At 50.9% G+C, this 25,666-nt stretch carries 20 protein-coding genes; 4 read left to right on the plus strand and 16 right to left on the minus strand.

Annotated features, from left to right (window positions below):
• The 13 genes from KTR07_RS21525 to KTR07_RS21585 form a co-directional block, all read right to left on the minus strand.
• Nucleotides 1-513, minus strand: a 513-nt coding sequence (locus tag KTR07_RS21525) for an AAA family ATPase (protein ID WP_217315503.1), incomplete at its 3' end; no start/stop codon positions are given.
• A gap of 151 nt (nt 514-664) precedes the next feature.
• Nucleotides 665-1,309 carry a GNAT family N-acetyltransferase gene (locus KTR07_RS21530; RefSeq protein WP_138274751.1) on the minus strand — a complete coding sequence of 215 codons (645 nt, stop codon included), beginning with the start codon at nt 1,307-1,309 and terminating at the stop codon, nt 665-667.
• Between the two features lie 74 nt (nt 1,310-1,383).
• On the minus strand, nt 1,384-2,163 hold the full coding sequence (locus KTR07_RS21535; RefSeq protein WP_217315504.1) for a helix-turn-helix domain-containing protein: 780 nt from the start codon (nt 2,161-2,163) through the stop codon (nt 1,384-1,386).
• An 18-nt stretch (nt 2,164-2,181) separates the two neighbouring features.
• On the minus strand, nt 2,182-3,003 hold the full coding sequence (locus tag KTR07_RS21540) for a polysaccharide biosynthesis/export family protein (RefSeq protein ID WP_004292760.1): 822 nt from the start codon (nt 3,001-3,003) through the stop codon (nt 2,182-2,184).
• A gap of 19 nt (nt 3,004-3,022) precedes the next feature.
• Complete coding sequence (locus KTR07_RS21545; RefSeq protein ID WP_004292759.1) at nt 3,023-3,412, minus strand: hypothetical protein; 390 nt, start codon at nt 3,410-3,412, stop codon at nt 3,023-3,025.
• Nucleotides 3,413-3,515: 103 nt separating this feature from the next.
• Nucleotides 3,516-4,067 (minus strand): UpxY family transcription antiterminator, encoded by a 552-nt coding sequence (locus tag KTR07_RS21550; RefSeq protein ID WP_004292758.1) that lies wholly within the window; start codon nt 4,065-4,067, stop codon nt 3,516-3,518.
• A 920-nt stretch (nt 4,068-4,987) separates the two neighbouring features.
• Nucleotides 4,988-6,202: a site-specific integrase gene (locus tag KTR07_RS21555; RefSeq protein WP_004292757.1), complete on the minus strand. Its 1,215-nt coding sequence runs from the start codon at nt 6,200-6,202 to the stop codon at nt 4,988-4,990.
• 92 nt (nt 6,203-6,294) lie between these two features.
• Complete coding sequence (locus tag KTR07_RS21560; protein ID WP_017140768.1) at nt 6,295-12,243, minus strand: N-6 DNA methylase; 5,949 nt, start codon at nt 12,241-12,243, stop codon at nt 6,295-6,297.
• Nucleotides 12,230-12,682 (minus strand): DUF1896 family protein, encoded by a 453-nt coding sequence (locus tag KTR07_RS21565; protein ID WP_004292755.1) that lies wholly within the window; start codon nt 12,680-12,682, stop codon nt 12,230-12,232. The genes KTR07_RS21560 and KTR07_RS21565 overlap by 14 nt, the downstream gene beginning before the upstream one ends.
• Nucleotides 12,683-12,919: 237 nt before the next feature.
• Nucleotides 12,920-15,022, minus strand: a complete 2,103-nt coding sequence (locus KTR07_RS21570) for a type IA DNA topoisomerase (protein WP_004322053.1) — start codon at nt 15,020-15,022, stop codon at nt 12,920-12,922.
• Between the two features lie 149 nt (nt 15,023-15,171).
• Nucleotides 15,172-16,758 carry a DUF3945 domain-containing protein gene (locus KTR07_RS21575; protein ID WP_004292754.1) on the minus strand — a complete coding sequence of 529 codons (1,587 nt, stop codon included), beginning with the start codon at nt 16,756-16,758 and terminating at the stop codon, nt 15,172-15,174.
• A gap of 32 nt (nt 16,759-16,790) precedes the next feature.
• Nucleotides 16,791-17,084: a DUF3408 domain-containing protein gene (locus tag KTR07_RS21580; RefSeq protein WP_004292753.1), complete on the minus strand. Its 294-nt coding sequence runs from the start codon at nt 17,082-17,084 to the stop codon at nt 16,791-16,793.
• An 8-nt stretch (nt 17,085-17,092) separates the two neighbouring features.
• Entirely contained in the window at nt 17,093-17,602 is a 510-nt protein-coding gene (locus KTR07_RS21585; RefSeq protein WP_004292752.1) for a helix-turn-helix domain-containing protein, read from the minus strand.
• Nucleotides 17,603-17,956: 354 nt separating this feature from the next.
• Between KTR07_RS21585 and KTR07_RS21590 the strand changes: the two genes are divergently transcribed.
• Complete coding sequence (locus KTR07_RS21590; protein WP_004292751.1) at nt 17,957-18,271, plus strand: helix-turn-helix domain-containing protein; 315 nt, start codon at nt 17,957-17,959, stop codon at nt 18,269-18,271.
• A 37-nt stretch (nt 18,272-18,308) separates the two neighbouring features.
• Nucleotides 18,309-18,611, plus strand: a complete 303-nt coding sequence (locus KTR07_RS21595) for a helix-turn-helix domain-containing protein (protein ID WP_004292750.1) — start codon at nt 18,309-18,311, stop codon at nt 18,609-18,611.
• A 191-nt stretch (nt 18,612-18,802) separates the two neighbouring features.
• Here KTR07_RS21595 and KTR07_RS21600 read toward each other — a convergent pair whose 3' ends face one another.
• The 3 genes from KTR07_RS21600 to KTR07_RS21610 form a co-directional block, all read right to left on the minus strand.
• A complete protein-coding gene (locus KTR07_RS21600) occupies nt 18,803-19,192 on the minus strand; it encodes a hypothetical protein (RefSeq protein WP_004292749.1) in 390 nt (129 codons plus the stop codon).
• A 17-nt stretch (nt 19,193-19,209) separates the two neighbouring features.
• Nucleotides 19,210-20,421, minus strand: coding sequence for a site-specific integrase (locus KTR07_RS21605; protein WP_004322054.1), 1,212 nt, complete (start codon nt 20,419-20,421; stop codon nt 19,210-19,212).
• A 64-nt stretch (nt 20,422-20,485) separates the two neighbouring features.
• Entirely contained in the window at nt 20,486-21,715 is a 1,230-nt protein-coding gene (locus tag KTR07_RS21610; protein WP_004292747.1) for a site-specific integrase, read from the minus strand.
• Between the two features lie 327 nt (nt 21,716-22,042).
• Between KTR07_RS21610 and KTR07_RS21615 the strand changes: the two genes are divergently transcribed.
• Both KTR07_RS21615 and KTR07_RS21620 read left to right on the plus strand, forming a co-directional pair.
• Nucleotides 22,043-23,914: a SusC/RagA family TonB-linked outer membrane protein gene (locus KTR07_RS21615; protein ID WP_254306567.1), complete on the plus strand. Its 1,872-nt coding sequence runs from the start codon at nt 22,043-22,045 to the stop codon at nt 23,912-23,914.
• A gap of 18 nt (nt 23,915-23,932) precedes the next feature.
• Nucleotides 23,933-25,633, plus strand: coding sequence for a RagB/SusD family nutrient uptake outer membrane protein (locus KTR07_RS21620; protein ID WP_008767367.1), 1,701 nt, complete (start codon nt 23,933-23,935; stop codon nt 25,631-25,633).
• Nucleotides 25,634-25,666 lie beyond the last annotated feature (33 nt).

The following is a 25,666-nucleotide window of genomic DNA, read 5'->3' on the forward strand; positions in this document are numbered from 1 at the left end:
TTCTTGTACTGCGGAAACAGTTTCTTGAATGGAATAATTGGTCGTATCTACAACACTCGATTCATATATTCCCAGATTGCAAAATTGCTCCCACATTGTTTCTACTAATTCAACATTTGTTTTTCTGTCTAATTTTGAGCGCTCCACAGCTCGCTTCATAGTTTCTTCTTTACTGGCTCTTAAAACAATATAGTGTACTTCATAATCTTCTCGAACAAGGGCTCTCCATGGTTCTAAAAACCATGGCCCTACAATTCCATCTACAATTACATCATATCCACCGCGGGCATAGCGCTTTGCAGCTTCTAAAAAGGCTTCAATAACAACTAAATTTTGTTCGTTGGACTCTGATAAATGCGGCGGTATTGCTCCTTTGCTTAAATAATGGAAAAAGTCGTCTGTGTGCATATGCACAGATTTATCCATGTTCGATTCTTTTGCGACAATCGACGCAATTGTTGTCTTTCCTGTTCCCGGCGAACCTGTAATCACAATAATTCTTCCTTGGTTCATTTTCACTCCTCCTATTTCGATTTGCTGTTCTCTATTTCTTTTTCCGTCCCCGCTGTGGGTTTGGATTTTTCGGCAAGTCCAACTTCTCCGCAATCTATTTTAGCCGCTTCTTTTCTTCTTCAAACAGTTTATTATACCCCAAAACCATAAATCAGCAAACGCAAAAACCGTTACCAAAGAAAATGCCGCCTGCCTTTTTTGCTAAACCTAAAGAGGCTAAGTTAGAAGTGGACGCACTATACAAAGGAATACTACCATTTCGTCTAACTGCTTCTGCCCATTCTGCAAGTGTGTGGAATGCATACCCTTTTCTTCTGTAAAGTTCAGCCGTTTCAATTCCCGCTTCCTCTGCCTCAAGAATAATCCGAACACTACGACAAATAGATACGACTTGAGAATCTTCCAAATAAGCAGCGCAAAAGGGAACATCCAGCAACTCTTCAGGTAGCCAGGGAAAATAGTGGCTCATCTGAGGCTCAATGTTGTCTTTAGTGAGTAGGCAGGCTTTTAACTTTGGCTGTTCAGGAAGCCAAAAACAAGCATCTTCTGAAATCTTACTTTCTCCTAATAGTTGCCGATATTCTTTATCATAAATAGGTGATTCATTCGGCAGCATCAGTACTGGCTCTCTGTTGGTAATTGATTGTAGTTTTTCTCTTAATTCTTTCGGTACGTCAGCGCGAAAATAAGTATGTGGTTTTTCGTAAAGTGGTCTTGTCAAATAGAAGCGGGGAGCCGGCTGTGAAGTGGAGTCCCATGGTTCCCTTATAGTCATAAGTTCGTTCTTTTCATTCATTGTAAACAGTGCTTCTACATGAAGCTGCATATAGTACGAGTTGCTTTTTCCCATTTTCTAATATTCTCCTACATTTATTTCTCTGCCTGTTCAATCATTTTCTTTACTAACCGCTGAAACAGGTCGGCGGTTTCCTCGTCCATCGGTGCAAGCTGTCCGATCTGTCCGGCTATCATCGCCGTTACATCGTCAATGGAAAGCGGTTTTTGTTTCTGTTCCGCCAGTGCGTCCCGCATGGCTTGGAACATAGCGGCGGTCACAGCTTCCCCCGGCTGTTCCCCGTTGTCAATATCTTTCTTAATATCCCGCAGGATAGCCAGGAACACATTTTTGATTTTTTCAATCTCCGCTTCATGTTCCCCCATCTTTTGGGCGTTCAAAAGCTGTAAATCCTGCTTCGCTTCTGCCCGGTGTTCCGGGTGTTCTTTCATCAGGTCGGACAGGGAAGCCGTTGCCATCTCGATAAGCTGGTTTCTTGCTGTTATGCCCTTTGCCGCCGTATCCTGAAAATAAATCCGTATCAAATCTATCAGCTTGGGAAAACTCCTGTGTTCCAACAGGCGATTGAGGATTTGCACATCAACAGCACCCGTCACAAGCCCTCTTACGGCTCCCTCTGACAAGCCTAATTCAGAAATATCGTAGCTTTTACGAACGCTCACGGTGGACAAGCCCAGTATGTAGTCTGTCGATACCTTAAATTCCTTTGCCACACCTATGAGAATATCACTGCTTACCGTTCTTGTTTCGCCGCTGACAATGCGGCTCAACTGGGAAGCGGAAACGCCTATCTTCTCCGCAAGTTCCTTCTGTTTAGGTTTGGATATATTGTTTTGAGTTGCCACGATATACAATATTTAGATTGGACGTGATTAATTAAAAATGAGGATGGCCACAGAAGTCAGCAACGATGCCAGCGAAATCCAGAACGAGGTGGAACGCACGTTGTTGCCGTTGACGGTAGATTGACGGGCTTTCACTTCATTGGGTTCCACATACACCACGTCATTCTGTTGCAGATAATAGGCGGGTGAAGAATAGATGTGTTCGCCGGAAGTGAGGTTCAGTCCGTACACCCGTTGCACATCCCCTTCTTGCCGTAACACCATCACCTTGGAACGGTTTCCGTAGATGGTCAGGTCGCCTGCCATGCTGAGTGCATCGAGTATGGTCAGCCTGTCCCGGTCAATGCTGAAACGTCCCGGACTGTTCACCTCGCCCAACACGGATATGCAGAGATTGGCAAATTCCACGGTCACGACAGGGTCTTTCACCAAATTCTCCTTTATCAATTCGTTCTTGATACATTCGGCGATTTCTTCCCGCTTCATTCCGGCCACGTGTATCTTGCCAAGTACAGGAAAATCTATCTTACCGTTGGCATCTACGGTATAAGCGGATACTCCTTGATTGCTTGAAGCCGTCACGCCATTTGTCCTTAAAGACTGACCCAATTGCCTGGACACATAAGGCAGGTTGAACAAGTCCGTCAACTGGGGGTCACGGCTGTTGACGATAATGGAAATCTTATCCTCCGGTCGGACTGTAATGGCTTTCACTTCAGGCAACTTGATTTCTGTTTCCCCGGGTCTCAAATCCTGGAAATAAACTACTTCCTTGGAAGAACCGCACGAGCCCAGTGTCACTGTACTTGCGACAATGAGCAAGATGTAAAATACTTTATTTATACTCATATTCCTGATTTTTCTTTGTTTAAGACCTTCTATAGCCTGTGTCTTGAAATACTATGGTGTTTTGGTAGTGCCATTCATTGAATGATTTGCCGTCAACTGGCTTTCCTGTCTTGTATATCCTTTCTACAAATGTTCTTTTCATACACTCCATGTCACCTACGGCAAATGGCATTTCCCTGTCCTCTACACTTGTCACAACAATAGGGAGGGGCACACGAAACACTTTCATCGCATTAATAACCGATTTCGTATAGATGTGACAAAGGTGAAAAGCAGAACGTTCGAATGCCACCCAATAATTATCAACACGGTACAGATGAATATGCTCTCTATTGGAACGCTCACTGAAAAGTATGTCTGACAGATGATTCTCCATCAACTTGCCAAGCTCTATGCCGAACCTGTTCATTGAAATTGTGATTAAATCAATTTATAATAGCATTAATTTTCGGTCGCAAGGGGGATTGATTTTTCCTGTTTGTTAGGGAAAAATTTACAATCGGTTCATATCCTCATGGAATAAGCTGAATATACTCCGCTTCTACTTCTATGGAGGCAGCCAACAAGGTGGGCAGTTCCACCAGCAGCCTTTTTGTCTTCGAACCACGTGTGGTCACCAATGTGCCCGTATATCCGTCCAACTGCCCGCCGATGATGCGGATTTTCCGGTTTCTCATCTCCGGTGTCACCTCGTCAGGGGAATAGAACTTAGGATTATCACTGGCTTCTACCGCCTTGATGAAACGTTCCATATCTGCGACAGGGACGATGATAGGAGTGTGCTGTACACCGAGCTTGTAACGGTATTGAAGCTTGGGGGTACTCTCCACAATGGCATCAAGATGCTCCCTCGTGTCTTTCACGAAAAGCAAGTCCTGCATGAAAGGCACTTCCTGATCCACCCGCTTGCCACCAACTACGACCAAACGATGCACCATAGGAGTGAAACACTGCACCTTCAAGTTCTCGAACATCTTGTAGGCGGGCAATTTGGCATGTCTGCGTTTGAGGTCACGCATGGCATACCAGTGCAGTTTATCCTCTATAGGTAGTATTTCGTCCATGATAATAAATGGATAGCCTTACGCCTTAGTTGGTGAAGGGATACATTTCCGACTCCTCCAAGTGTTTATTATATATTGAAACACATGTAGTTACAACGGTATTATCCAAAAGTTCGGGGAAATTCCCCAGCATTATATATGCTATCATTATCTTATTTCGGCATGACCTCAATCGTACTTTGGTAGACTCGAAATCATGTACATTATCGGTACATCTCTCCGTAAGAGATGTATCATGTTTAGCAATTGGAGATAATTAGGTGATATCCAATGAAGTATAAAATGTAATAATTACAATTTGTCAAACAACTGTTCGACAAATCCTTTTTAAGGACGTATTGGAAACTATTCATTTCTTAACTTTTTTGGTATTTATCACCGTTTTCCCAACAATTGTGTGTAACTTTGCATGCGAAATACATCTCTTACGGAGAGATACACCGATTTGTCGAACAAATCCACTTTCTACCGCCAAGCCTTTTTCCCAACGGTTTTCTTGTCGATTCGCATTTTATTCCCCCCCTAATCCGCTTATATACAAAGGATAGCTGTACCTTTAATGAGGCTACCACTACAGAATGTACATCGCGCTCTCAGGCCTTGAATCGGTACATCTCTCTTTAAGAGATGTATCCAACCTGCTATTTATTTGAAAATAAACAGTTTGTTAATTCATACACTTTTATTTGTCAAACAATTCTTCTTCTTTTGTCGAACAAATCCTGTGGGAAGGTTCGCCCAAAACGTAATTTTCAGGATTCATCCTGTGTGGATTGCAGTATTTTTTGTAATTTTGCGGCGTGCGAAACATCTCTTAAAGAGAGATTTACCACTTTGTCCAACAAAAATCCCCCTGAACGGGAAAGGTTCAAGGGGAATCTCTCAACTTACAAAATGTGTTTGGGGGTACCCAATCATTCTTATCTGCCAATAGACCGGATGACCTTGCTGTTGGCTTTGTCCACCACCGAAGAATCCAGTAGGGCCAAATAGATGCGGGTCGTATCTTCCGAATCATGCCCTAACGCCTCGCTGATGACAGGCACGGGCACATTCTGACTCTTGGCGATGCTGGCCCACCCATGCCTTGCGACATAAAACGTGAGCTTGATGGGACATTCAACCATCCGGCCAATCTTTTGCAACCGCTTGTTCATCACATGCGAGGCATTCAGGTATTGCCGTCTTTCCTTTTCTCCCGGCACCTTGATGATGGGAAGAAGGTAAGGAGAATCCGGATTTGTGTATTTCCGGACAATTTCCTGCATGGGCTGCTCCCATTTGATGCAAAGCTGTTGGTCGGTCTTGTGCCGCCGATAGACAAGCACGCCGTTTTGCAAATCTTTCTTTTTCAAGAAAGCCAAGTCCACGAAAGACATGCCGCGAAGATAAAAGCAGAGCAGGAACAGGTTCCGGGCGAAAGCCAAGGCCGGATATAATTCCAAATCCAGATTCTTGATCCGTCCGATGATTTCTGAGGATACGCCCCTTTTGACCGTCTTCTCAACTCCCGTATGGACATGGCGGAACGGACTGCGGTTTTCCACCAATCCTTCCTCCGATGCCCTATTATATAAGGTACGCAGATTGCGCAAGTAAAAAGATACCGTATTCGGGCATTTCCCGTTCTGCTTCAGGTAAGCCTCGTATTCCATCATCATGACGGAATCCATCGCATCCAAAGGTACATCTCCCGCTTCGCCCCGGAAACGGATGAAACTGTTGAGTGAACTGGCATAGACTTCGGATGTCCGCTCTTTCCCCATGCGTTTGGTCTGGTCGATGACTTTCCGGGCATAGACAAAGAAACAGTCGTCATGTCCTTCCGGACTGTGATAGGCAAGGACTATCTGCTCGGAAGAAAGTTTCCCTGACTGTTCCAGCTTCCGGATAATGCCGTTCAACCGTTTCTGGTCTTCCTCCATACGGAAACGCAAGGCTTCCAGATAGCGTTCCCGGTCCGGATTGCCTTTCACGCTGCGGATTTTGCCCGCTTCCTTGTCCCATTCATAAAGGTGCAATTTATACCCCGTACTAATCAGGCGGGTCTGCCGCCCGTGTATCACTTGATAACATAACGTGCCCTCTTTGCCTGCGACCGAAGAGGACCTGAACTTGATTTTTATTGTTGCCATAATAATCGTTTTTTTTGCTGATAAAATATAAGTGAGCCGGGGACATACGGTTGTCCTCCCGTATGCCCCTTAACTGTTTTTATCCAAGCGCCTCAAATCCTCACTTTCTTTACCTGCGGTAAAGGTGCCTCCGTTTGCATTTCCGGACGGATATGCCAAGTGTGCCTGTCTGATGGCGGAGTCGGGACGATTTCATGAGATACCCCGGCATGGAGACTTTCTTTCTGGGATTCTTTTCCCTTTCCGTCTTCTTCCAGTACTGGCTCTTGTTTAGGAGCCAGTTCCAACTGTATCTTGCGGTCAAGAGCGGAAAGTTCGGATTTCAGTTGTTTCAGTTCCTCCTCCTTCTTCCACGTCTTGCCCGCTATCTCCTGCAACTGCGGTATCTCACGCTCCAGCACCTCGTTCTTTTCCTCGTACTGCTTGATAATCGCCGGGATACGCTCCAACGCATTGAGGAAGTTCAAGGCGGCGGCATGGGTGTCCGCCATCGCCAAATGCCCGTTGTTGTAGGTGTACTTGTAGTTACCCTCGACATGGAAACGGTTGTCGATGAACTCCAACCCCTCGCTGAGCGTCCGCTCGCTCACCACCTTGATGGGGAAGCCGTACAATTCACCGATACGCTGGGGTACTCCGCCTGTCGTGGCGTTCTTGGCTATATCCTGCAACCGCTTTCCGATGGCCTTTTCATCGGTGGTGTCCAGCCCGTCAATCTTTATCAGGTTGAGCCGGTTTCCGTCCTTGTCGATCTGTGCGGCAGCGGTGAACTTCTCCCAATCCTCCGTCATGGCGGCGATAATGGCTTGGTTGTTGCGCAGAGCGGTTGTCTTGCTTTCCAGCTTCAGTTCAGAATCGCGCTTGCCCCTGTTGAACGACTTGCGCTCACCCTCCAGCGAGGCGATTTTCTTTTCGAGCTTCGCCTTGTCCAGCAAGTCCGTGTTGCCCGACAGTATCGCCATGTATTCTGAGAAGTTCATGCCCGACTTCTCGTCCATCGCCCCCTCGTCGATGGTTCGTGCGCCCATCGCGCCGGACTTCAACTGCGATATGAACGTCTGCTTGCAGTGCAACAAGTTGAACTTGTACGAGTCCAGCGACTTCTCCACGGCATAGATGATGACGTCCACCTTGTTGTCCGCGTACAGCTTGGCAATCTCGTTGCCTTTCCTGACCGCCCGTCCGTCACGCTGGGCGAGGTCGGACGGCCGCCACGGCGTGTCGAGGTGATGGATGGCGACCGCCCTGCGCTGGGCATTCACACCCGTGCCGAGCATACTCGTCGATCCGAACAGCACACGCACCTGCCCCTCGTTCATCGCCTCGATGACCGCCTTCCTTGCCTTCTCGGTCTTGCACTCCTGAATGAAGCGGATTTCATGGGCGGGTATGCCGTAGTCCTCCACCAGCTTGCGCTTGATTTCGGTATAGACGCTCCATCCGCCGCCCGGCTGGAATGTACCGAGGTCGCTGAACACGAACTGCGTACCCCTCTGCGCATCGTATTTATGATAGTATTCCGCTATCATCTTGGCGCAATGGCTCGCCTTGTTGTCGGGGTGGTCTTCGTAATTCGGGTCAATCATGCGCATGTCCAATGCCATCTTCCGGGCATAGTCCGTGGCGATGAGCATCTTCGCCTTTTCCTCTGTTTCCGACAGCGGCGGCCTGCCTAAGATAGTCGCATCGCCGGACTTGGCGAACTGCATCAGCTTTCCGATAAACACCTCTTGGTCGGGCGTGGGCGGAATGTGGTGCAGTATCTCGTTCTTCTTCGGACGTTCCACGCCAATGTCCTCCGCCGTGCGGTAGTCGGTTATCTCGTTGTAGAACGCCGCCAGTTCGGGTACTTTAATAAAGTAGCGGAAACGTTCCTTCTGCACGATGCTGTTCGTTACGTTGAACTCAAAGTCGGTCGTCTTCTTAGCGAATATCGCCGCCCATGCGTCGAAACAGCGGATGTCCTGCTTCTCCAACGCCTTCGGGCGCAGGTACTTGAACAGCAGATATAACTCCGTGAGGCTATTGGATATGGTCGTGCCGGAGAGGAACGTGGCTCCCAAATCCCTGCCCGTCCGTTCCTGTATGGTGCGGATGGCGAACAGCAGGTTCAGCGCCTTCTGGCTCCCCTCGGAGTTGCCCAGCCCCGCCACTCGGTCGTGGCGCGTGTTGAACGTCAGGTTCTTGAATTGGTGGCTCTCATCGACAAAGAGGTGGTCGATGCCCATCTGCTTGAAGTCCGCCACGTCGTCCGCCCTCGTCTTGATGGCGTGTTCCACCTTTTCCAATTTGGCTTGCAGGTTGAACTTGCGTTTCTCCAAGCCCCGCAGCATGGCGCGTGACACGTCCTTGCCCTGACTACGCAATACCTCAAGGTTTTCCTCCACCGTGTCCAGTTCCGCCTGCAAGATGCGCTGCTGCAACTCCGGCGACTGCGGGATCTTTCCGAACTGGTCGTGCGACATGATGACGCAATCCCAATCGTTGTTCTTGATGTCGTTGAAGAAGCGCACCCGGTTGGCGGCGGAAAAGTCCTTCTCCGAGGCGTAGAGGATGCGGGCGTTGGGGTAAGCCTTGCGGTAGGTCTCGGCAATCTCCCTCACGTTGGCTTTCAACCCGATAATCATCGGCTTGTGCGCCAAGCCCAGACGCTTCATCTCGTAGGAGGCGACGCACATTATCAGCGTCTTGCCGCCGCCAACTTCCTGGTCGCCTATGCCGCCGCCGTTCTGTTTCACCATCCATACGCAATCCTTCTGCGAGGGGTACAAGTCCTTTATGCCCAAGCCTTTCAGGTCCAAGCCCGGGAACTTCTGGTGCGAGCCGTCGTACTTCGGGCGCACGAAGCAGTTGAACTTGCCGTTGTACATATCTGTCAGGCGTTTCTTGAACTCCGGCGACTGTTCTTCCAGCCATTCGGTGAAGCCGTTTCGGATTTCGTCAATCTTCGCGTTGGCGAGCTGGATGCCCTCGCTGTCGCGCACCTTGATGTCGTTCCCGTTTTCGTCCTTGCCGATGCTTTTCATCATGTCCGGGCAGGTGTTGTGCAGCGCGTGTTTCAGCAGGTTCATGCCGTCGTAGTTGCGGTAATAGCCCTTTACCAGAAACTCGTCTGTGATTTTCATCGTCTTGCAGGCACAGTTCACGGAATACTCGTCAAGGCTTTCCGAGTAGGTTATCCGCACGTCCGTGTCGAACAGGCGGCTCATGTAGGCGGCATACACGCCCGTGGGTATCCAACGCTCCCCGAAGTTGAAGTCCAAGTCCTCGAAGGGGATTTGTTCGGGCACATTCTCGCGCAAAGCCGCCAATGACTCCTGCGCCTGCGGCAGCATTGCGTGTCCCTCGTGTTCCCTAATCCAGCCCTCCACGTCGGCGACTTTCTGCACCACGTTCCCGGCGATGAAGCGGTCGGCAATCTCGTAGCCCTCCGCCAACGGGTTGTAGAACACCCGCCCTTTCAGGGCTTCCAGCATCTCCGCTTGCGGCAGGTCGCAGAGGGATTCCATGTAGGGCAGGTTCACGCCGCCGTACAGGTTGAGCGAGGCGGACAGGGCTTCTTCGGGCGATTCCACTTCGACCAATGTTTCCTGCGAAAAGGAAACGGGACGGTCGAAGATGTCCGCCTTGACAAACTGCCCGTCCTCGCCGCGCTCCAACGAGAGCATGTTGCGCCCCGAAGCGTCCATCAGGATGAACTTTGCGTTGTGCTTGGCGTTCAGGTTGCCGTAGCGCATGACGAACTCATCGTAGTAGGTGTTCAGGTTGCGGCGCAGCAGGGCGTTTTCCTCGTGGTTCTCCGCTTCGTGGACGTAGAGCCGCTCGTAGGTGTTACGCAGGTCGATGTACAACTGTGCCTTCTGCGCCTGCATCCCCTCCATGTCGAGCGGCTGGAAAGTCGCCCCGTACCTGGTGACATCCCTCAGCACCCCGATTTGGAAGCGGACGCCGCCTGTGTGTTCCCATACCAGAGAGCCGTCTTTCAAGTGCGGCTCCATGATGCCCTTGAACGGGCGTGGCATCATCGCTTCCTCTTTCCGGCGTTGCCGTTCTTCGGGTGTCAAGGCGGCTTCTTCCTCGCGCATTTCCCTTTCCACACGCTCGATTTGCGCTTTCCCTTCCGCCTCAAAACCGTTCTCAACGGGATAAAATGGGCGCACGGACGATGGTTGCTCCATTTCCGTAGCCTGTCTTTCTTCTTTTTTCGCCTCCGCCGCCCTTTCCGCCTGTTTGGCTGCATTGGCATCCATCTTCTCCCGACCGAGGCGGCGCAGTTCCGCCCGGCGTTCCGGCGTGAGCGACATCATCATTTCATAGAAGCCGTTGATGGGCGGGTTGGTCTCCCAGTCCAGACTGCGGTAGATGGCATCCTCCGGGTCATCGTCCTCTGTGGTTTCGGAAGCGTCTTTCACATCGGGTGAAGTGGCAGAAACGGTTTCCTGTCGGGACGCTTGCGGCACATCCATCCTGTTGCGGATAATTTCCTCCATTTCCTGCGCTTCTTCCGGAGTCAAGGACGTGATGTCGGAAGCCGCTTCTGTGGATTTGGCTTTCACTTTTCCGCTTTCTTTTTTCGCCGCTTCCTCCTTTCCGCTCTTCGGGAGGGAGAACAATGTTGGCTGTACGGCTTTCTTCCCTTTGGACTTACCGCTTTTCTTCCGTTCCGGTTTCAGCCCCCGTTCCGCCAACCGCCGCTCTTCCTGCGTGTAGCCGAACAGGTCGTACAAGTCCATAACCGGGGCTTCGGGGCGTTTGCTTTCCACCTCCTGAGCCACGGCTTGCACCGGTTCCGCTTTCAACTGTACCGACTTTTCTTCTTTTTTCGCCTCCGTCTGCATAGGTTGTACGACAATCGTCTGCCGAGTCTCCTGCCTTTTTTCCTTGATGCCATTATAGCGTTCCAAGTCCAGCCGTGCCGACAAGTCCGCCGACAGCATTTGGTACAAATCCGTTGCGATGCCCTCCACACCACCGCTGTGCGTATAAACCATAGCGGGCTTACCGTAAGGGTCGGTGTCCCTTTTCGCGTCGGTATGGATGATGCGTTCCGGGTGGTCGAGGAAATACCCGTTGGAAACAATGTTCGTGTGGTTGCTCTTTACCACATCGCCCAACCTCTTGTCTTCCTCGGAAAGTTCCTCCTTGCCTTCATTCTTTTGCAGGATTATCAGGTCACACCCCACCTCCGTGTTGGCATCTTCCGTGAACAGGTTGTTCGGCAGGCGGATGGCGGACACCAAGTCCGCTTTCCTTGTCATCATGTAGCGTGTGCCGCCGTTGCTTTCCGTATTCAATACCCCCTGCGAGGTGATGAACGCCACGATGCCGCCGTCACGCACCGCGTCCAGCCCTTTCAGGAAGAAATAGGTATGCACCTTCCTTGCCGCTATCTTCTTGAACACCGAGCCGTTGGCATATTCCGGGTCGAACACCGCGATGTCCCCGAAAGGGATGTTGGATATGGCAAGGTCAAAACGGTTCAGGAACGGCTTTTCTATCTTCTCGAAGCCCTCCGTGCGTATCTTCTGCTGCGGGTACAGGTGTCCCAGCATCTTGCCCGTCAGCAGGTCTTTCTCGAAGGCCATCACCTCCGCCTGCGGGTTGTCCGACAGCACCGAGCCGATGAACGCGCCCATGCCCGCTGACGGCTCCAGCACGAGGTTGGGGCGCACCTTCTTGTCGTGCAGCACGTCCGCGATGGTGTCGGTTATTGCTTTCGGGGTGTAGAACGCCGTCAGCACCGAGGCTTTAAGCGAGTCCACGTAGCGTTTGTACTCCGTTTCATCCTTGCTGTTCTCTCTAATGATTCGGTGCAGTTCCACCGTAGGCGCGAACAGTTCGAGGTCGGACTTCGCCCAACGCGCGGCGTCCGCCAGTTCCCTTGCCGGGTTCAGGATGCACTTCAGGCCCCCGAAGCCGCAGTAACGCTCTAATAGCGCACGTTCCCTCTCGGTGGGTGTGCGCCGCTCCCGGTCCAGCGTGAACGCCGTGCGTACCGCCTCGATGTTGTCGCGCATCTTCTGTTTCCTATTGAACGCCATAGGACTCCAGATAAAGCATGACGGTTCCCACCAGCTCCGTGTAGAGCAGGTCGTGTCCGGGCGACAGGGCGAAGGTGTCGTCCGACGTGTCGTAACCGGCGAACAGGTTTGTCAAGTAGGGATAAAGCTCGTTGCAGAACGCCTCGCGGCCGGATTCCGCCACCTCGTCGGCGAACTCGTTTTCCACGACCTCGCGCAGCAGGGCGTAGGGCGAGAAGTGCAGCCCGTGCAGCAGGACGCGCATGGCTTCCTCGTGGGCATACTCGACCGTACTTCCTGCCGACCTTTCTTTTTCAAAGGTGGTGGCGGCAGCTTCCTCCCTCTCTGCAATAAGGTACGTGTCGGAAACTTTGTCGGGATGGTATTTTCTCAGGTAGTCCAGCAGGTACAGCCCGTAGTAGGACAGTTCCGCTGGGACGGTTTTCTTGTTCTGTTTCATTTTCTGATGGATTTAGTGGTGAAAAATCAGATTGTGGAATGGATAGGAAAGAAGAAAAAAGGCACCCGGTATCCCTCCGAGTGCCGCCACTAAATCCATGTGAATAACGAGTATCAACGAATTGAAACAGATTATGACATGAATCAGTGGCAAAAGTAATGCAAATCGAGGGGAGAACAAAATAAGCTCGCTTATTTTTTATTCCGAGATGCAGCTTACTTTATTAAAAGGTACGTATTATTTTCTTCCTCCTTTCCTGTTAGTGAATTTTTTTGTGCCTTTGGCTTCGGGAAACACGAATTTTGTATTGAAATCCGCATCGAATGTGACCATTGCGCTGAACGGCTTGCCCTGCCTGCTCTTGAAGCCGTTGAGGACACCCGTGCTGCCTTTTGCCAGCAGTTCGTTCATTTCCGCGTCGGTGAGCGTCCTGCCCGCCATCTGGCGGAACACGGGCAGGGCGCAGTCCGGGTTGTCGCAGCGCACCACCTTGCCGTAGAACTGCATCGTACCCTTGCCGCACTTGGGGCAGGCACAGTCCGATGCCTTGTGCCCGAACAGCTTGTCCGAGGCAAGCAGTTCCGTGGTGATTTTCCGGGTATAGCTTTCAATGTCGCGGATGAATGCCTCGTGCGGCATCCTGCCTTTTTCTATCTCCGCCAGTTCCGCCTCCCAGCGTCCCGTCATCTCCACGTCGGCGATGTCCATGCCCCTGACGATGGAATACAGGGCAAGCCCTTTCTCCGTCGGCACGAGCGACTTCTTCACGCGCACCATGTATTCCCTTTTGAGCAGGGTCTCGATGATGGCGGCACGGGTGGCGGGCGTGCCGATGCCGCAGTCCTTCAACGCCTGCCGCGCTTCCTCGTCCTCCAAGCCCTCGCGCCCGGCGGTCTCCATCGCCGCCAGCAGGGTGCTTTCGGTATGCAACGGCTTCGGGCGTGTCATGCCCGAACTCATCGAACAGCCGCTCATTGCCAATATATCACCTTCTTTCCAGTCGGGCAAAACGGTGTCTATGTTGTCCTCGCCATAGACCGACCGCCAGCCCGCCTTGCGCACGATGCAGCCTTTTGTCTCGAACGCTATGCCCTCACACTCCGCCCGGACGGTGGTCGTGTCCTTGACGCACTCCGGGGAGAACGCTTCCACCATGCGCCCCACAATCATGTCGTAGATGGTCTGCTCGTCCTTGTAGAGCGCCAATGGACGGTTGGGTGTCACCAACAGGGCATGGTGGTCGGTCACTTTCGAGGCGTCCACGCTGCGGCGGTTCAGTCCGTCCAAGGCTCCAATCTTCTCCGCAAAGGAAGAATGGGTTGCCAGACGGTCGAACAGCATGGGCACTTCGTCAAACACGTCCTCCGGGATGTAGCGGCTTGATGTTCTCGGATAGGTGACGAGCTTCGCCTCGTAGAGCTTCTGCACGAGGGCGAGCGTCTGTTCCGCCGTGAAGCCGTGCCTCGTGTTCGCCTTCTTTTGTAGCGTGGTCAGGTCGTACAGGAGCGGAGGGTTCTCTATCTTTTCCCTCTTTTCGACTTTGGTAACGGTTGCTGCCATCTGTTCCTTTACCTTATTATATAGTATGGCGGCTTCCTCCTTGTCCTTCCATTTCTCCACCGAGGCGAACTTCACGACCTCATCCACGCTCACCGACGGCGTGGTGAAATGGAGCTGGTATACCGGTTCGGGCTGGAAACGCTTGTTCTCCCAAAAACGTTGGCAGACCATCGTCAGCGTGGGTGTCTGCACCCGTCCCACGGAATACGTGCCGCGCCCGGCGGCCACCGACAACGCCTGTGTGCCGTTGATGCCTACCAGCCAGTCGGCTTCGCTGCGGGCTTTGGCGGCTTGATAGAGGTTGTCGTATTCGCGGCCGTCCTTCAGTTTCTTTAATCCCTTGCGGATGGCGGCATCTGTCAGCGAGCTTATCCACAGCCTTTGGAACGGCAGGGTGCAGCCGATATAGGAATACAAATACCTGAAAATCAGTTCGCCTTCACGGGCGCAGTCGGTCGCCACGATGATGCCATCGCTTTCGTTCCACAGCTTGGTTATCACCTTGATTTGCTTCACCGCCGCCGCGTCCGCCTTGTAGCCCTTGTCCGTTTTTACCTGTCGGGGTATAAGCTCGAAGTTTTTAGGAATGACAGGCAGGCTGTCGCGCCGGAAGCCCTTGATGCCGTAGCCGTCTGGCAGGGCAAGCTGCACCAGATGCCCCAGCGCCCATGTCACGTGGTAGCCGTTCCCGGTGAAATACCCTTCTTCCCTTTTCATCGCGCCGACAATCCGTGCTATCTCACGGGCGACGCTCGGTTTTTCTGCCAATATGGTAATCATGTCTTTCTCTGTTTTTTTATTCGTTGATACTTTTGTCTTTAATGGGGATGAAACGGGGCACGGCATTGTTTGTGGGATATGCGCACAAGGCGGTGCATGTTCCCCGTTTCAGCCCGTCAATACTTATCGGATGGATTTAGTGGCGGCAATCAGGAAGATACTTTCATGCCTTTGGATTTCTTGGCCTGCTGCTTCTGCTGCGCATCATTCTTCGGCGTGGTCTGACCCTGCTGCAACGGCTCTTTCACGTGTTTGGTCGCTTCGTTGGTCTTCCCTTCGTTGTTCACGGCGAGCTGTGTCCGGCTCTCGTTGGACGGTGCGACGGTCTGCGCGAGGTCGGGGTTCTGCGAGTAGGTCAGCGGTCGGCCTTTCTCGAAGTTGAACTTCAGGTACTTCGTGCAGGGCTGGCCTTGGTCGTCCTTCGCATTGGCGAGCACCACCGTCTTGCCCGCCACGTAGTCGGCTATCTGCTGGTCGGTAAACACATCGTCTTTCCATTTCTTGATGGGGCGGATGCTCCCGTCCTCGTTTGTCCACGAGCGGTTACGGCGTTGCTGGTTATTCCCATCTTCTTCACCTTGTGACTGTTGGGGCGAATTGGAATTGTCCTGCGCCTTACCTTGGCCGTTTCCCTGACGCTGGGATTGCTGCTGCCTCGGTTGTCCCGGCACGAACTCCACATCGCGCTTGTCGGCGTTCACCTGCAACAAGGCTTGGAACTTGCGCCCGTTGGAGAGCATCACTTCCTTGGGCAAAGGCAATCCCGCACGTAGGATGTCCTGCTCTTCCCTTGACAGGTTGGTCTGTCCGATTTTGTTAGGGATGCGCACCTTGTCGGCAGGGATGTCCACGATTTCATTCGTCAGGCGGTCGATGCTGATGTAGTGGGGCTTGATTTCACCTGTCTTCTCGTTGGCGAAGTTGACGGGCTTGCCGAGGTTGCCCGTGCGTTTCAACGTCTTCTTGTCCTCTTCGGTGAAGGTGTAGCCCCTGTGGGGGATGTCAAGGCGTGGTTCATTGCGGATAAAATGGGGTGTCAGCTTCAGATAGCCGTCCTCCATCTTCTGGAAAGACAATCGGGCCTGCAATTCGTAACTCTCATAGCCGAAGGTCGGCTTTACCGTCACTAATCCCGTCTTGCCGTAGTTCATCAGGGCTTTTAGGTCCTTTTCCGAGAGTTTCTCCTTGTCAATGCCGCACTTGCGCAGTTCCTCCCAGTTTACTTGGTCGTCCGCTATCAGATTAGGCTTCTCCTGTGTTTCAGCTACCTGTGGCTGCTGAACATCCTTCTCTTGTTTCAGTTCTTCTTTCTTTTCCATTTCTTCTGTCTTTTTAATGGGTTCGTTGTTATTTTTTTCTTGTTTGACATTCTCTGTTTCTGCTTGTTGCTGGTACTTGGCGGTGTCCACCTTGTGCGAGGCAAGTATCTCCGCGTTTGCCACGGGGTCTTTCAGGAAGTCCTTGATGACGGGAAGCAGCGTGTCCACCGCATCCGCCGCCACCCGATAGAAGCCGAAGCGCGTCGGCTCCTTGCACTGGCGGTAGAAGTTCTTGAAGAAATTGTCCACCATGTCCCCGTGGCGGTCGAAGCGCAGGAAGTCCTGCGAGTGTTCCGGCTTCGCGGGCTTCGTATTGGGGTAGCCCTTGCCGTCCAGCCCGGCGACCACGCTGATCTCGCCCGTTTTCTCGTCGCGGACGACCAGCACGTCCTCTTGCTTTTTCTTTTTCTGTTCCATTTTTTTCGATGTTTTTTAATGGGTTATCAAAATCACAGCTTGCGCCATTCGTCTATTTCCTTCTCATATATTTCCAAGTGGCGGCGGACGATGTTTTCCGTCAATCCTGAAACGCTCATTTTCCGCTCACCGAACAACCGGACTATCCGGTCCAGCCTGTCACGGGTCTCCTTGCTGAGGAATACCGGCTTGCGGTCTTCAATGGCAGGCACGGGCAGGTAAATCCGCCTGTAATCCGCCAAGGCTTCCTTGCAGGTGGCCATACTCGGTTTCTGTTCTCTGGTTTCAGCCGTCATGGCCATGTTTTCTTTTTCCGTTGCCATCATTTTTACTTTTATTTTTTAGGTGAATACTTCTTGTGGCCCGGTCTTTTGCCGGATTTGTTCTTTGGGGCTTCCATGCCGGGTTGCTCTTTCATGCGGAGCACCTTGGTACCGCCTTGCAGCACTTCCTCCATATTTTGGCTGATGAACTCCAGCACGTCCGATTCCTTGTAATAGGTCTTGTGACCAATCCGTTGGTAACGGAGCCTGTACTTGCTTCGGAAGCGTTGCAGCGACCGTTTGCTTGTCCTCAGCATCTCGCACAGGTCCTGGTTGTCGTACAACCGTTCCCCGTCCAGGTACTTCACTCCGGCGGCATCCTTGTTCACCAGCACCGAGATGATCCGGTCCTGGCGGTCGAAACGTTCCATGATGCGTCCCATCCATTCCTCGAAGGTGTCCCGCCCGACCGTTTCCGCCGTCTTCGGGATATTCTCCTTCTTGAAGATTCTTGCGGCTTGCCCGCCACTGCTTCCCGCCGCTTCCACGGCCGGGTTCTGTTTCACTTTCTCTGTGTCCATATCGTTCCTTGTTGATGATTACGCTGCAAAAATCGGTATTGTGCAAGAGGCGTTTTCCATAGTCGTTACCGAGTCGGCAATGATTTTTTTGAAAAGTCCCGTCCGGCAGGTCTGAAAAAGCTTTTATGCCGCTGTTTCCATCCCTCAAGGTACATAAGGTGTCTTGCCTTACCATATATTATATATAAGGTGTGGGGCAGGGACTGGAACAGGAATGATGGGGAGATAGATGTACCCGAAGAACGCCAACGGCTGCCACGACAACGCCAAATGCTGCCACGCGCCTGACAAGCGGTGGACTCTGCCCGTAATTCCGTTTACTTTGCGGCATAATCACAATTAAACGGTAATCTTATGGAAAATGTAATCGTAATCGAGCAAAAGACTTTTGAGGAATTGATGGCGCGTTTCAACCGGCTGGCCGGAATGGTGGACAGGTTCTGCCGCAAGGCGGAGGAGAAACGCCTCAGTGAATGGCTGGACAGCACGGAGGTGTGCCAGATCCTGCAAATCAGCCCGCGCACCTTGCAGACGCTGCGCGACAACGGCACGCTGGCTTACTCACAGATTGTGCGCAAGATGTTCTACCGGGCGGAGGACGTGCGGCGCATCGTGCCGCTGGTGGAGGAACGCCGCACCCTGGCGGCCTTGAAAGGAAAAACTATTTGAGGAAGGTTAAATGAGTATCACTTAAATCAGACTGACAATGAACGAATTGATGACAAGGGAAAGCGGACAGATGGCCGCGCTGTTCAGAATGCTGGAGCACGCATTGGACCACATTGAATTATTGGCCGAAAACTACCGCCCCGTATTGGGCGGGGAACGCTACCTGACAGACCGGGAAGTGGCCAAATTGTTGAAGACCTGCCGCCGGACATTGCAGGAATACCGGGATGCGGGGCGCATGTCTTATATCCAGCTGGGAGGGAAAATCCTGTACCGGGAGTCGGATATCGAACGGCTGCTGATGGAGGGTTATCGGGAGGCATTCCGTATCGGAACCTGAGAAGGACATGGGAAAAATGTAGGTGGCGGTAGAAGTCGTGTACGCATTGAAAAGTGGACCACCCTTTCCGGTATTTGCAAAAAACACTTGCAAATGACCCGGCCACCTGTAGGAATGTACGAAAGCGGCGCATCACGGGAGATAATCCTCTCATGATGCGCCGCTTTATTGTGCGTGAGTTGATAATACGGTCAATTCCGCACCATTTGCCAATGCGGACTGACCGGAAAGATGAACAGGCGGGCGGTATTCCGTCCACCGTGGCAAGTGAATTTTCCGATGACCCGTTCTCGCAGACGTTTTGCCCCGCAGGTATGAAGGCGGAAGGCAAGGGCAATGACCAACGGGAGGCCGTACAGCACGTCCATCCCGTACCCGTCCGCTTGGCGGACACGACGTTCCGCTTCGCCGGGATTCAGGATGCCGCTCTTGTACACGGCCTTTATCGCCGCCCGGAGCGTGAGGGCAACCACGCCGAACAGTTCCATCAGTTCCGGTTCATTCATCCAGATGGCTGTTGCGGAAACATCCGGCACGTGAAGTGTGCCGTGTTCGTCCAAAGTGATAATGTAACGTTCCATGATTCCTGACTTTTTTGTTATTCATCCATTGGCATTTCGTTCCGGCTGTTGCGCCGTTCCATCAGACGGTCCATGTCCTTCGATATCTTGCAGTCGGTAATCTGCGCATAAATCTGGGTGCTGTTGATGTCGGCATGGCCCATCATCTTCGCCGCGCTTTCTATGGAAATGCCCTCGGAGACCAAAAGGGTACCGAAGGTGTGCCTTGCGGCGTGATGGGAAAGGTTCTTCTGGATGCCCAGCATGACACCCAGCCCGTGAATGTCGTACCAAAGGATGTCCCGCTTGGGCAGGGGGAACACGGGACGGGTGTCGTCCGTGGTATTGTACAGTTCCAGAATCTGCCGAGCGGCCGGGTGCAGGGGGACGAAGGTCTCCACCTCGGTCTTTTCCCTCGGCTTGCGGATATAGAGCCTGCCCTCAGAAGTTTTGCCGATGTGTCGGGGGTACAGGTTATACACGTCCGCGTACGCCAGACCGGTCAGCGAGGAGAAGATGAACATGCGGCGGGCCAGCTCCACCTTGGGATCCGGCATCGGCGTGGCCATAAGGCGTTTCAGCTCGCTGCGGCTGATGTGGCGCATCTTGGGCGGGTCCTTCTTCTCATAATGCACGTCCTCCAAGGGGTTGCACCGGAGCACGCCCTCATCCACCGCAATATAGATAAGGCGGTTCAGCCAGCACAGGCAGTGGTTCACATGCCCGGAGGCATAACCCAGTTCCTTTTTCAGGAACAGTTTGAACGAATGGCCGAACTCCTCCGTGATGTCGGAAAAGGCGATGTCCTCCAGGCCACGGGACTGGAGGAACTGTTGCAGGTTGAGCTGCGTGGTCTTCGACTGCCGGAACGTGGAAGTCGAATGGATTTGTTCGGCACGCAGCCTGAGCCGTTCCCGCTCCGCTTCGCCGCCTTTGAGAAGGGTCTGGGGAATGGTCGCCACACCTGTCACGGCGTTTTTCAGCAGTTCGGCGCTGACTGCGCCCTGTTCTTTCAGGAGGCGGTCATAAGCCCGTTCGAGATTCAGGCGGAATTCTGCGAGGCGGTTGTTCTCGCGGGGCTGGCGGATGGTTCCCGTCTGGCTGTTCCAATCCTCCGGACGGCAGAAGATGCCGGTCGTGATGAGGATGCTTTTGCCGTCGATGGACACACGGCAAAGGACGGCGGTCGTGCCGTCGGACTTGATTCTTTTCCTATTGATATAGGGCAATATCTTGAAAGTGCTACGCATGATGGTTCATTTTAGCTGATGTTCTACATTTATTTTTTTCCAATCTCGTTTTTACAACCCTTTCTCATAAAACCAGTTCAAGGTCTTTGGTCGCCTCAATGAAGCGGTCCATGTCCTCGAACAGCTTTTTCGGGGTGACTCGGGCATAGATCTGGGTCGTCTTTATATTGTTATGTCCCAGCATCTTGCTGATGGTCTCGATGGGCACGCCCTCTTCGAGCGTGACAAGCGAGGCAAACGAGTGCCTTCCCATATGATAGACGAGTTCGGTCGTCAGTCCGGCCAGCACGCGCAGGATTTTCATGTTCGCCCGAAGCGTACTGTACAGCTGGTTAGGGAACAGGGTCTCCCGCAAATCGTCCCGGTATTTCTCTATCAGGGCAATGGCCTCGGGTAGCAGTTTGACGCGCGCCGTCAGTTCGTTCTTTTTCCGTCGGTATTTCAACCACAGGCTGCCTTCATCGTCGGTGAAGAGGTTCTCGCGGGTAATGGATATGGTGTCCGCATAGGCGGTTCCGGCATAACAGGCAAACAGGAACAGGTCCCTCGTAAGGACGAGGGAGCGGCGCTTTTCCGGGATTTCCAAGTCACGCAGCTTCTCGAAGTCCTCGCGGCTCAACGCCTTCGGGGTGGTCTCCTTCTGCTTGGGTATCTTGAAATGCAGGAAATGGTACCGCTCGGAGAACCCTTCCTTGTACGCTATCCGGCAGATCCGTTTCAGCAGGGCCAGATGATGCCGTGAGGTCTGGTTGGAATACCCGCATTTTACTTCGATATAGGACTGGTATTCCCGAATGAACTGTTCGTTCAACGCACCGAAGGCGATGTCCTTCACCTTGTATTTTTTCCTGACAAACTCGCCGAGCGTTTTCCGCGCATAATGGTAGGTGCTCATGGAGGACGCGCACACATCGATGCCGATGCGCTCCCTCGTTTCCTCGATGTGCCGGTCGAACAGCCGGAGCAGGGTCATCTGGGTTTCCATGCTTCCCTGGAAAAGGTTCCTCACGTCCGCAGCGCCGAAATCGCGTTTCCGTTCCTGCAATTCATTGAATGCCGCATGGATGGCCAGCAGCAGTTTCTCGATTTTCGCATTGGTCTCCACCGCCTCGCGGCTCTTTCCTTCCAGACGGTTTTCACGCACGTTCCACAGCTTGGGCGTGCACGAGAGCTTGGTGCTGAACTGCGCCACCGTCCGGTTCAATGTGATGCGTCCCATGATGGGAGCTTTGCCCGACTTGTCGGGTTCGGTCTTCTTCAAAAACAGCAAGACCTTGAATTTCTCAATTTTCATACGCCTACATTTTTTTGAGTGCAAAGTTATTATGAATGTAAGCGTTCATCGCTACGCAAAATACTGAGTATCATAGAAAAACAACCCGTCGGAGAACTTTTTTCAATCATCCGGTTAACACGGCAGGTTTCCGAAACAACCTGTTAACGGTTAAGAAACGGAACCGATTCGGCATTCCGTCTGAATCCGTTTCAGAAAGGTGTGCCAGATAATGAAATGTAGCTCATTTCTAACAGATTATGTTTCTAACGCGCTGTTCTATTTGATGTTGCTATGCTAATGAGTTCCCACCTCGCACGGCGTATTTTGACTACCAAACCGACATTAATGCCTGGAGATCAAATTTATGAAGATGAAAATGTGGAATATGTTCCGGCAGACAATCCTTATATTATGGCGACCGAACTAAAAGACATTCTTCAACAACGGTTCTTCATACTGAATGCATCTTTGACATATAACTTTGGTAAAGGGCTTTCCTGGAAAGGTGCCGGTAGCTTCAACCGCACAGACGGTTCGCGTTCTACTTATTATCCAATAGGTACCAATGCTGGAAACAGTGCCCATGGTATGGCATTTCGTGGAGAAGACAATCGCCAGAATATTGTATTGGAAACGACGGTTAATTATGATCGTAAATTTAAGAAGCATCATCACATCAATGCTGTCTTGGGATATACGCATGAAGACCGTCAGAGAAAGACACTGGCAATTCAGGTAGGTGATTTTGCAGGCAATGACTTGTTGTACTACGCTATCGGAGAAGGAACGAATACGATGGACAAATCCAGTTCAGTCATTCAAACTAAACTTTCCTCTTTCTTAGGACGTATGAACTACACCCTGTATGACCGTTATATTTTCACGGCAACCGGACGCTACGACGGTTCTTCTTTGTTGGCAAGTGGAAACAGGTGGAGTTTCTTTCCATCATTTGCAGTAGCCTGGCGCATTAATCAAGAGAAGTTCATGAAAGACATACCTGCTATCTCTAATATTAAGCTACGTTTGAGCTATGGTGTTACAGGTAACCAAAGCATTGCTTATGCTGCTCCGCTCGCCATTATGAACCATGTCCGCTCTTATTCCGGAGGTGCAGTGACTCACGGTATGGTCAACGGGAAGCTGGCTAATCCTAATTTAGGTTGGGAAAGTACTGCTACCTACAATGCCGGACTGGATTTAGGTTTTATAGACAACCGTTTTAGAGTAACCATGAATGTATATCAACGTACTACCAAAGATATGCTGATGAATTTTGGACTGCCTTTATCATCCGGATACGGTTCTATACCTTACAATATGGGAAAAATGACCAATAAAGGATTTGAGCTGGAAGCCAGTGCGGATATTCTGACAGGTCGCGTAAAATGGACTCTTGGAGGAAACATATACCTGAACCGTAATAAAGTAGACGATATCAGCGGCAATGAGTTACTGGGAACCTCCTATCTTGCAGGTGGCGGTGTATTCAGCCAAAGCATACATATCACTAAAGCCGGTTATCCGGTAGGCAGCTTCTATGGCTACGTAGTGGATGGTGTTTATCAGAATGAAGCAGAAGCAAAACTGGCTCCATTTGATACTCCACAAGCTACTCCGGGGTCTTTGAGATTCAAAGATATTAGTGGACCCGACGGGCTGCCGGATGGAAAAATAACTTCTGACGATATGACTATCATCGGTACGGCAGAACCGAAATTCAATTATGGTATTAATTCTGAGCTATCTTGGAAGGGCCTGACATTATCCATGATTTTCACGGGCCGTGTAGGAGGTGATATCGCCAATTTGAACCGTTATTTCTTGGATTCTTTTACAGATACCAACGACAATATTCGTGCTGAGGCTTGGGAAGGAAGATGGCAGGGCGAAGGAACCAGTAACTTTTATCCGGCAGTAAACGGTTCGCAAGGCAGTTCTTACTTTAACAAGCGTTTCTCTACCTTCTTGCTTGAAGATGGTTCATTTTTCCGTCTGAAGAATCTGACACTCGCCTACCAGTTTAGCTTGAAAAAACTACGATGGTTACGTAGTGTACGTGTATTCGGTACCGTTACCAATGTCTTTACAATCACTAATTATAGCGGTTACGATCCGGAAGTCAACATTACTTCGGGCGCTATGTCACCTAATGTTGACTATGCTGCTTATCCTTCTAGCCGTACGTATTCTATGGGTATAAATCTAGCTTTTTAACATCAAAATACTGAAAATATGAAGAAATATATATTATCCTTACTGATAGGAACAGCGCTGCTTTCAAGCTGTTTGGATGTAGATATTGTAGACCGTGTAGAAAAAGAGGACGGATTCTTCAAAACGGAAGATCATGCCTTGGCGGCTATTAACGGGGTATACTCCACTCTTTACGCTTTCGCTTATCATAAAACAAACTGGGCTATCATACTTCCGACCTATGAAGACGCTATGTTCTCTACCGGAAACGCTGTACCTGCCACTGTTTCCAACAATACACACAGTGCTGGTTCCGCTCCAGTTGTTAATTTTTGGGGAGAGCTATATAATGGCATTAAAAATGCTAATGAAGTAATAGCACGTGTTCCTTCTATTTCCTTCAAAAGTGAAAATGATAAGAATCGGATCATTGCAGAAGCCTACTTTCTGAGAGCACTTTATCATTATGACTTAATGCGCTTGTATGGTGGTGTTAATGGTATTCCTATTGTTATTGAGCCTGTAACCGGAATTGAAAACGCATATGTACCACAATCTCCCGCGTCTAAAGTTTACGAACAGATAATAAGTGATTTTGAATATGCCGCCGGATTGAACGATGATGATACTCCCCGTTTGCCGAAACGTTTAGATCCGGCGTACACAAGCGGACGTGTAACTAACGGAGCTGCTCATGCATTTTTGGCGGAAGTCTACTTGACTCTCGGAAGATGGGAGGATGCAGCCAGAGAAGCCCAAGAGGTGATTTCTTCCGAACAATATACGTTTGTCAATGATTATCAGAATTTATGGGACATTGAGCAAGAGTCATTAGCTCAAACCGAACATATCTTCTCAGTACCTTTCTTTCGTGACAAAGATGCTTTAGCAGATCAGTCATTGGGTTCTAATATTGCTCATTTATTTAATCCGGCAGGTGTGCAGGTTGGTGGTAAATTGGTTTCTGGAAATCCCTATGGAAAAGGAGCAGGAGCTCATAGGGTACAAAAATGGTTTATCAAATATTTTCAGGACGATCAGGGTAATCTAGGATACAGTGACCCCTCTGTTGATGCATCCATTGATGAATCCAAACTCATTTCTAAAGATTACCGGATTGAGGTTACATTCTGGAGACGTTTTCAACAAAAGAACAATAATACAGGAGTATTGGGCAATATCGTAACCGTATATCCTGCTGCCGGAGGAAACTCACAGGAGAACTGGGGATATATCCGCAAATTTATTGATCCGCAAGGTATCAATAACCGTACCAATGAAAACGATATGCCACGTCTGCGTCTGTCCGATATGTATCTTATAAGAGCAGAAGCATTGAACGAACTTGGAAAGTACACAGAAGCCTGTCAGGCTATCGATATGGTGCGTGAACGTGCGCGCAAAGCGAACGGAACCGAACGTGCTTATCCGAAGTATATAGGTTCGGACAGACCCGATAATATCGGACGTACCTTGACCAAACAAGAATTCCGCTGGCTGGTATTCATGGAACGGGGATTGGAATTTGCCGGTGAACAGAAACGCTGGTTCGACCTTATTCGTATGAAGTATGATGAAAACACGCAGATGTATGACTACATAAAGGATACATTCATCCCATCACGACCGGCTGCGGATGTACAAAAGCAAGGAGTTATGGCTGCAAGAAAGAAATATTTTCCGATACCATTTGCAGAGGTTTCTCGCAATGATGGAGTACAACAAAATCCCGGATACTAAAGATATATATTTAAATTAAGCACTCCCATGAAA

The organism is Bacteroides sp. MSK.20.82 (assembly GCF_019052485.1).
Lineage (GTDB): Bacteria > Bacteroidota > Bacteroidia > Bacteroidales > Bacteroidaceae > Bacteroides > Bacteroides thetaiotaomicron.

Excerpts from the sequence above, each read along its gene's own strand:
- KTR07_RS21530 (WP_138274751.1), bottom strand. The coding sequence starts at position 1,309 with ATGAATGAAAAGAACGAACTTATGACTATAAGGGAACCATGGGACTCC.
- KTR07_RS21540 (WP_004292760.1), bottom strand. The coding sequence starts at position 3,003 with ATGAGTATAAATAAAGTATTTTACATCTTGCTCATTGTCGCAAGTACA.
- KTR07_RS21545 (WP_004292759.1), bottom strand. The coding sequence starts at position 3,412 with ATGAACAGGTTCGGCATAGAGCTTGGCAAGTTGATGGAGAATCATCTG.
- KTR07_RS21550 (WP_004292758.1), bottom strand. The coding sequence starts at position 4,067 with ATGGACGAAATACTACCTATAGAGGATAAACTGCACTGGTATGCCATG.
- KTR07_RS21555 (WP_004292757.1), bottom strand. The coding sequence starts at position 6,202 with ATGGCAACAATAAAAATCAAGTTCAGGTCCTCTTCGGTCGCAGGCAAA.
- KTR07_RS21560 (WP_017140768.1), bottom strand. The coding sequence starts at position 12,243 with ATGGCGTTCAATAGGAAACAGAAGATGCGCGACAACATCGAGGCGGTA.
- KTR07_RS21565 (WP_004292755.1), bottom strand. The coding sequence starts at position 12,682 with ATGAAACAGAACAAGAAAACCGTCCCAGCGGAACTGTCCTACTACGGG.
- KTR07_RS21570 (WP_004322053.1), bottom strand. The coding sequence starts at position 15,022 with ATGATTACCATATTGGCAGAAAAACCGAGCGTCGCCCGTGAGATAGCA.
- KTR07_RS21575 (WP_004292754.1), bottom strand. The coding sequence starts at position 16,758 with ATGGAACAGAAAAAGAAAAAGCAAGAGGACGTGCTGGTCGTCCGCGAC.
- KTR07_RS21580 (WP_004292753.1), bottom strand. The coding sequence starts at position 17,084 with ATGATGGCAACGGAAAAAGAAAACATGGCCATGACGGCTGAAACCAGA.
- KTR07_RS21585 (WP_004292752.1), bottom strand. The coding sequence starts at position 17,602 with ATGGACACAGAGAAAGTGAAACAGAACCCGGCCGTGGAAGCGGCGGGA.
- KTR07_RS21590 (WP_004292751.1), top strand. The coding sequence starts at position 17,957 with ATGGAAAATGTAATCGTAATCGAGCAAAAGACTTTTGAGGAATTGATG.
- KTR07_RS21595 (WP_004292750.1), top strand. The coding sequence starts at position 18,309 with ATGAACGAATTGATGACAAGGGAAAGCGGACAGATGGCCGCGCTGTTC.
- KTR07_RS21600 (WP_004292749.1), bottom strand. The coding sequence starts at position 19,192 with ATGGAACGTTACATTATCACTTTGGACGAACACGGCACACTTCACGTG.
- KTR07_RS21605 (WP_004322054.1), bottom strand. The coding sequence starts at position 20,421 with ATGCGTAGCACTTTCAAGATATTGCCCTATATCAATAGGAAAAGAATC.
- KTR07_RS21610 (WP_004292747.1), bottom strand. The coding sequence starts at position 21,715 with ATGAAAATTGAGAAATTCAAGGTCTTGCTGTTTTTGAAGAAGACCGAA.
- KTR07_RS21615 (WP_254306567.1), top strand. The coding sequence starts at position 22,043 with ATGCCTGGAGATCAAATTTATGAAGATGAAAATGTGGAATATGTTCCG.
- KTR07_RS21620 (WP_008767367.1), top strand. The coding sequence starts at position 23,933 with ATGAAGAAATATATATTATCCTTACTGATAGGAACAGCGCTGCTTTCA.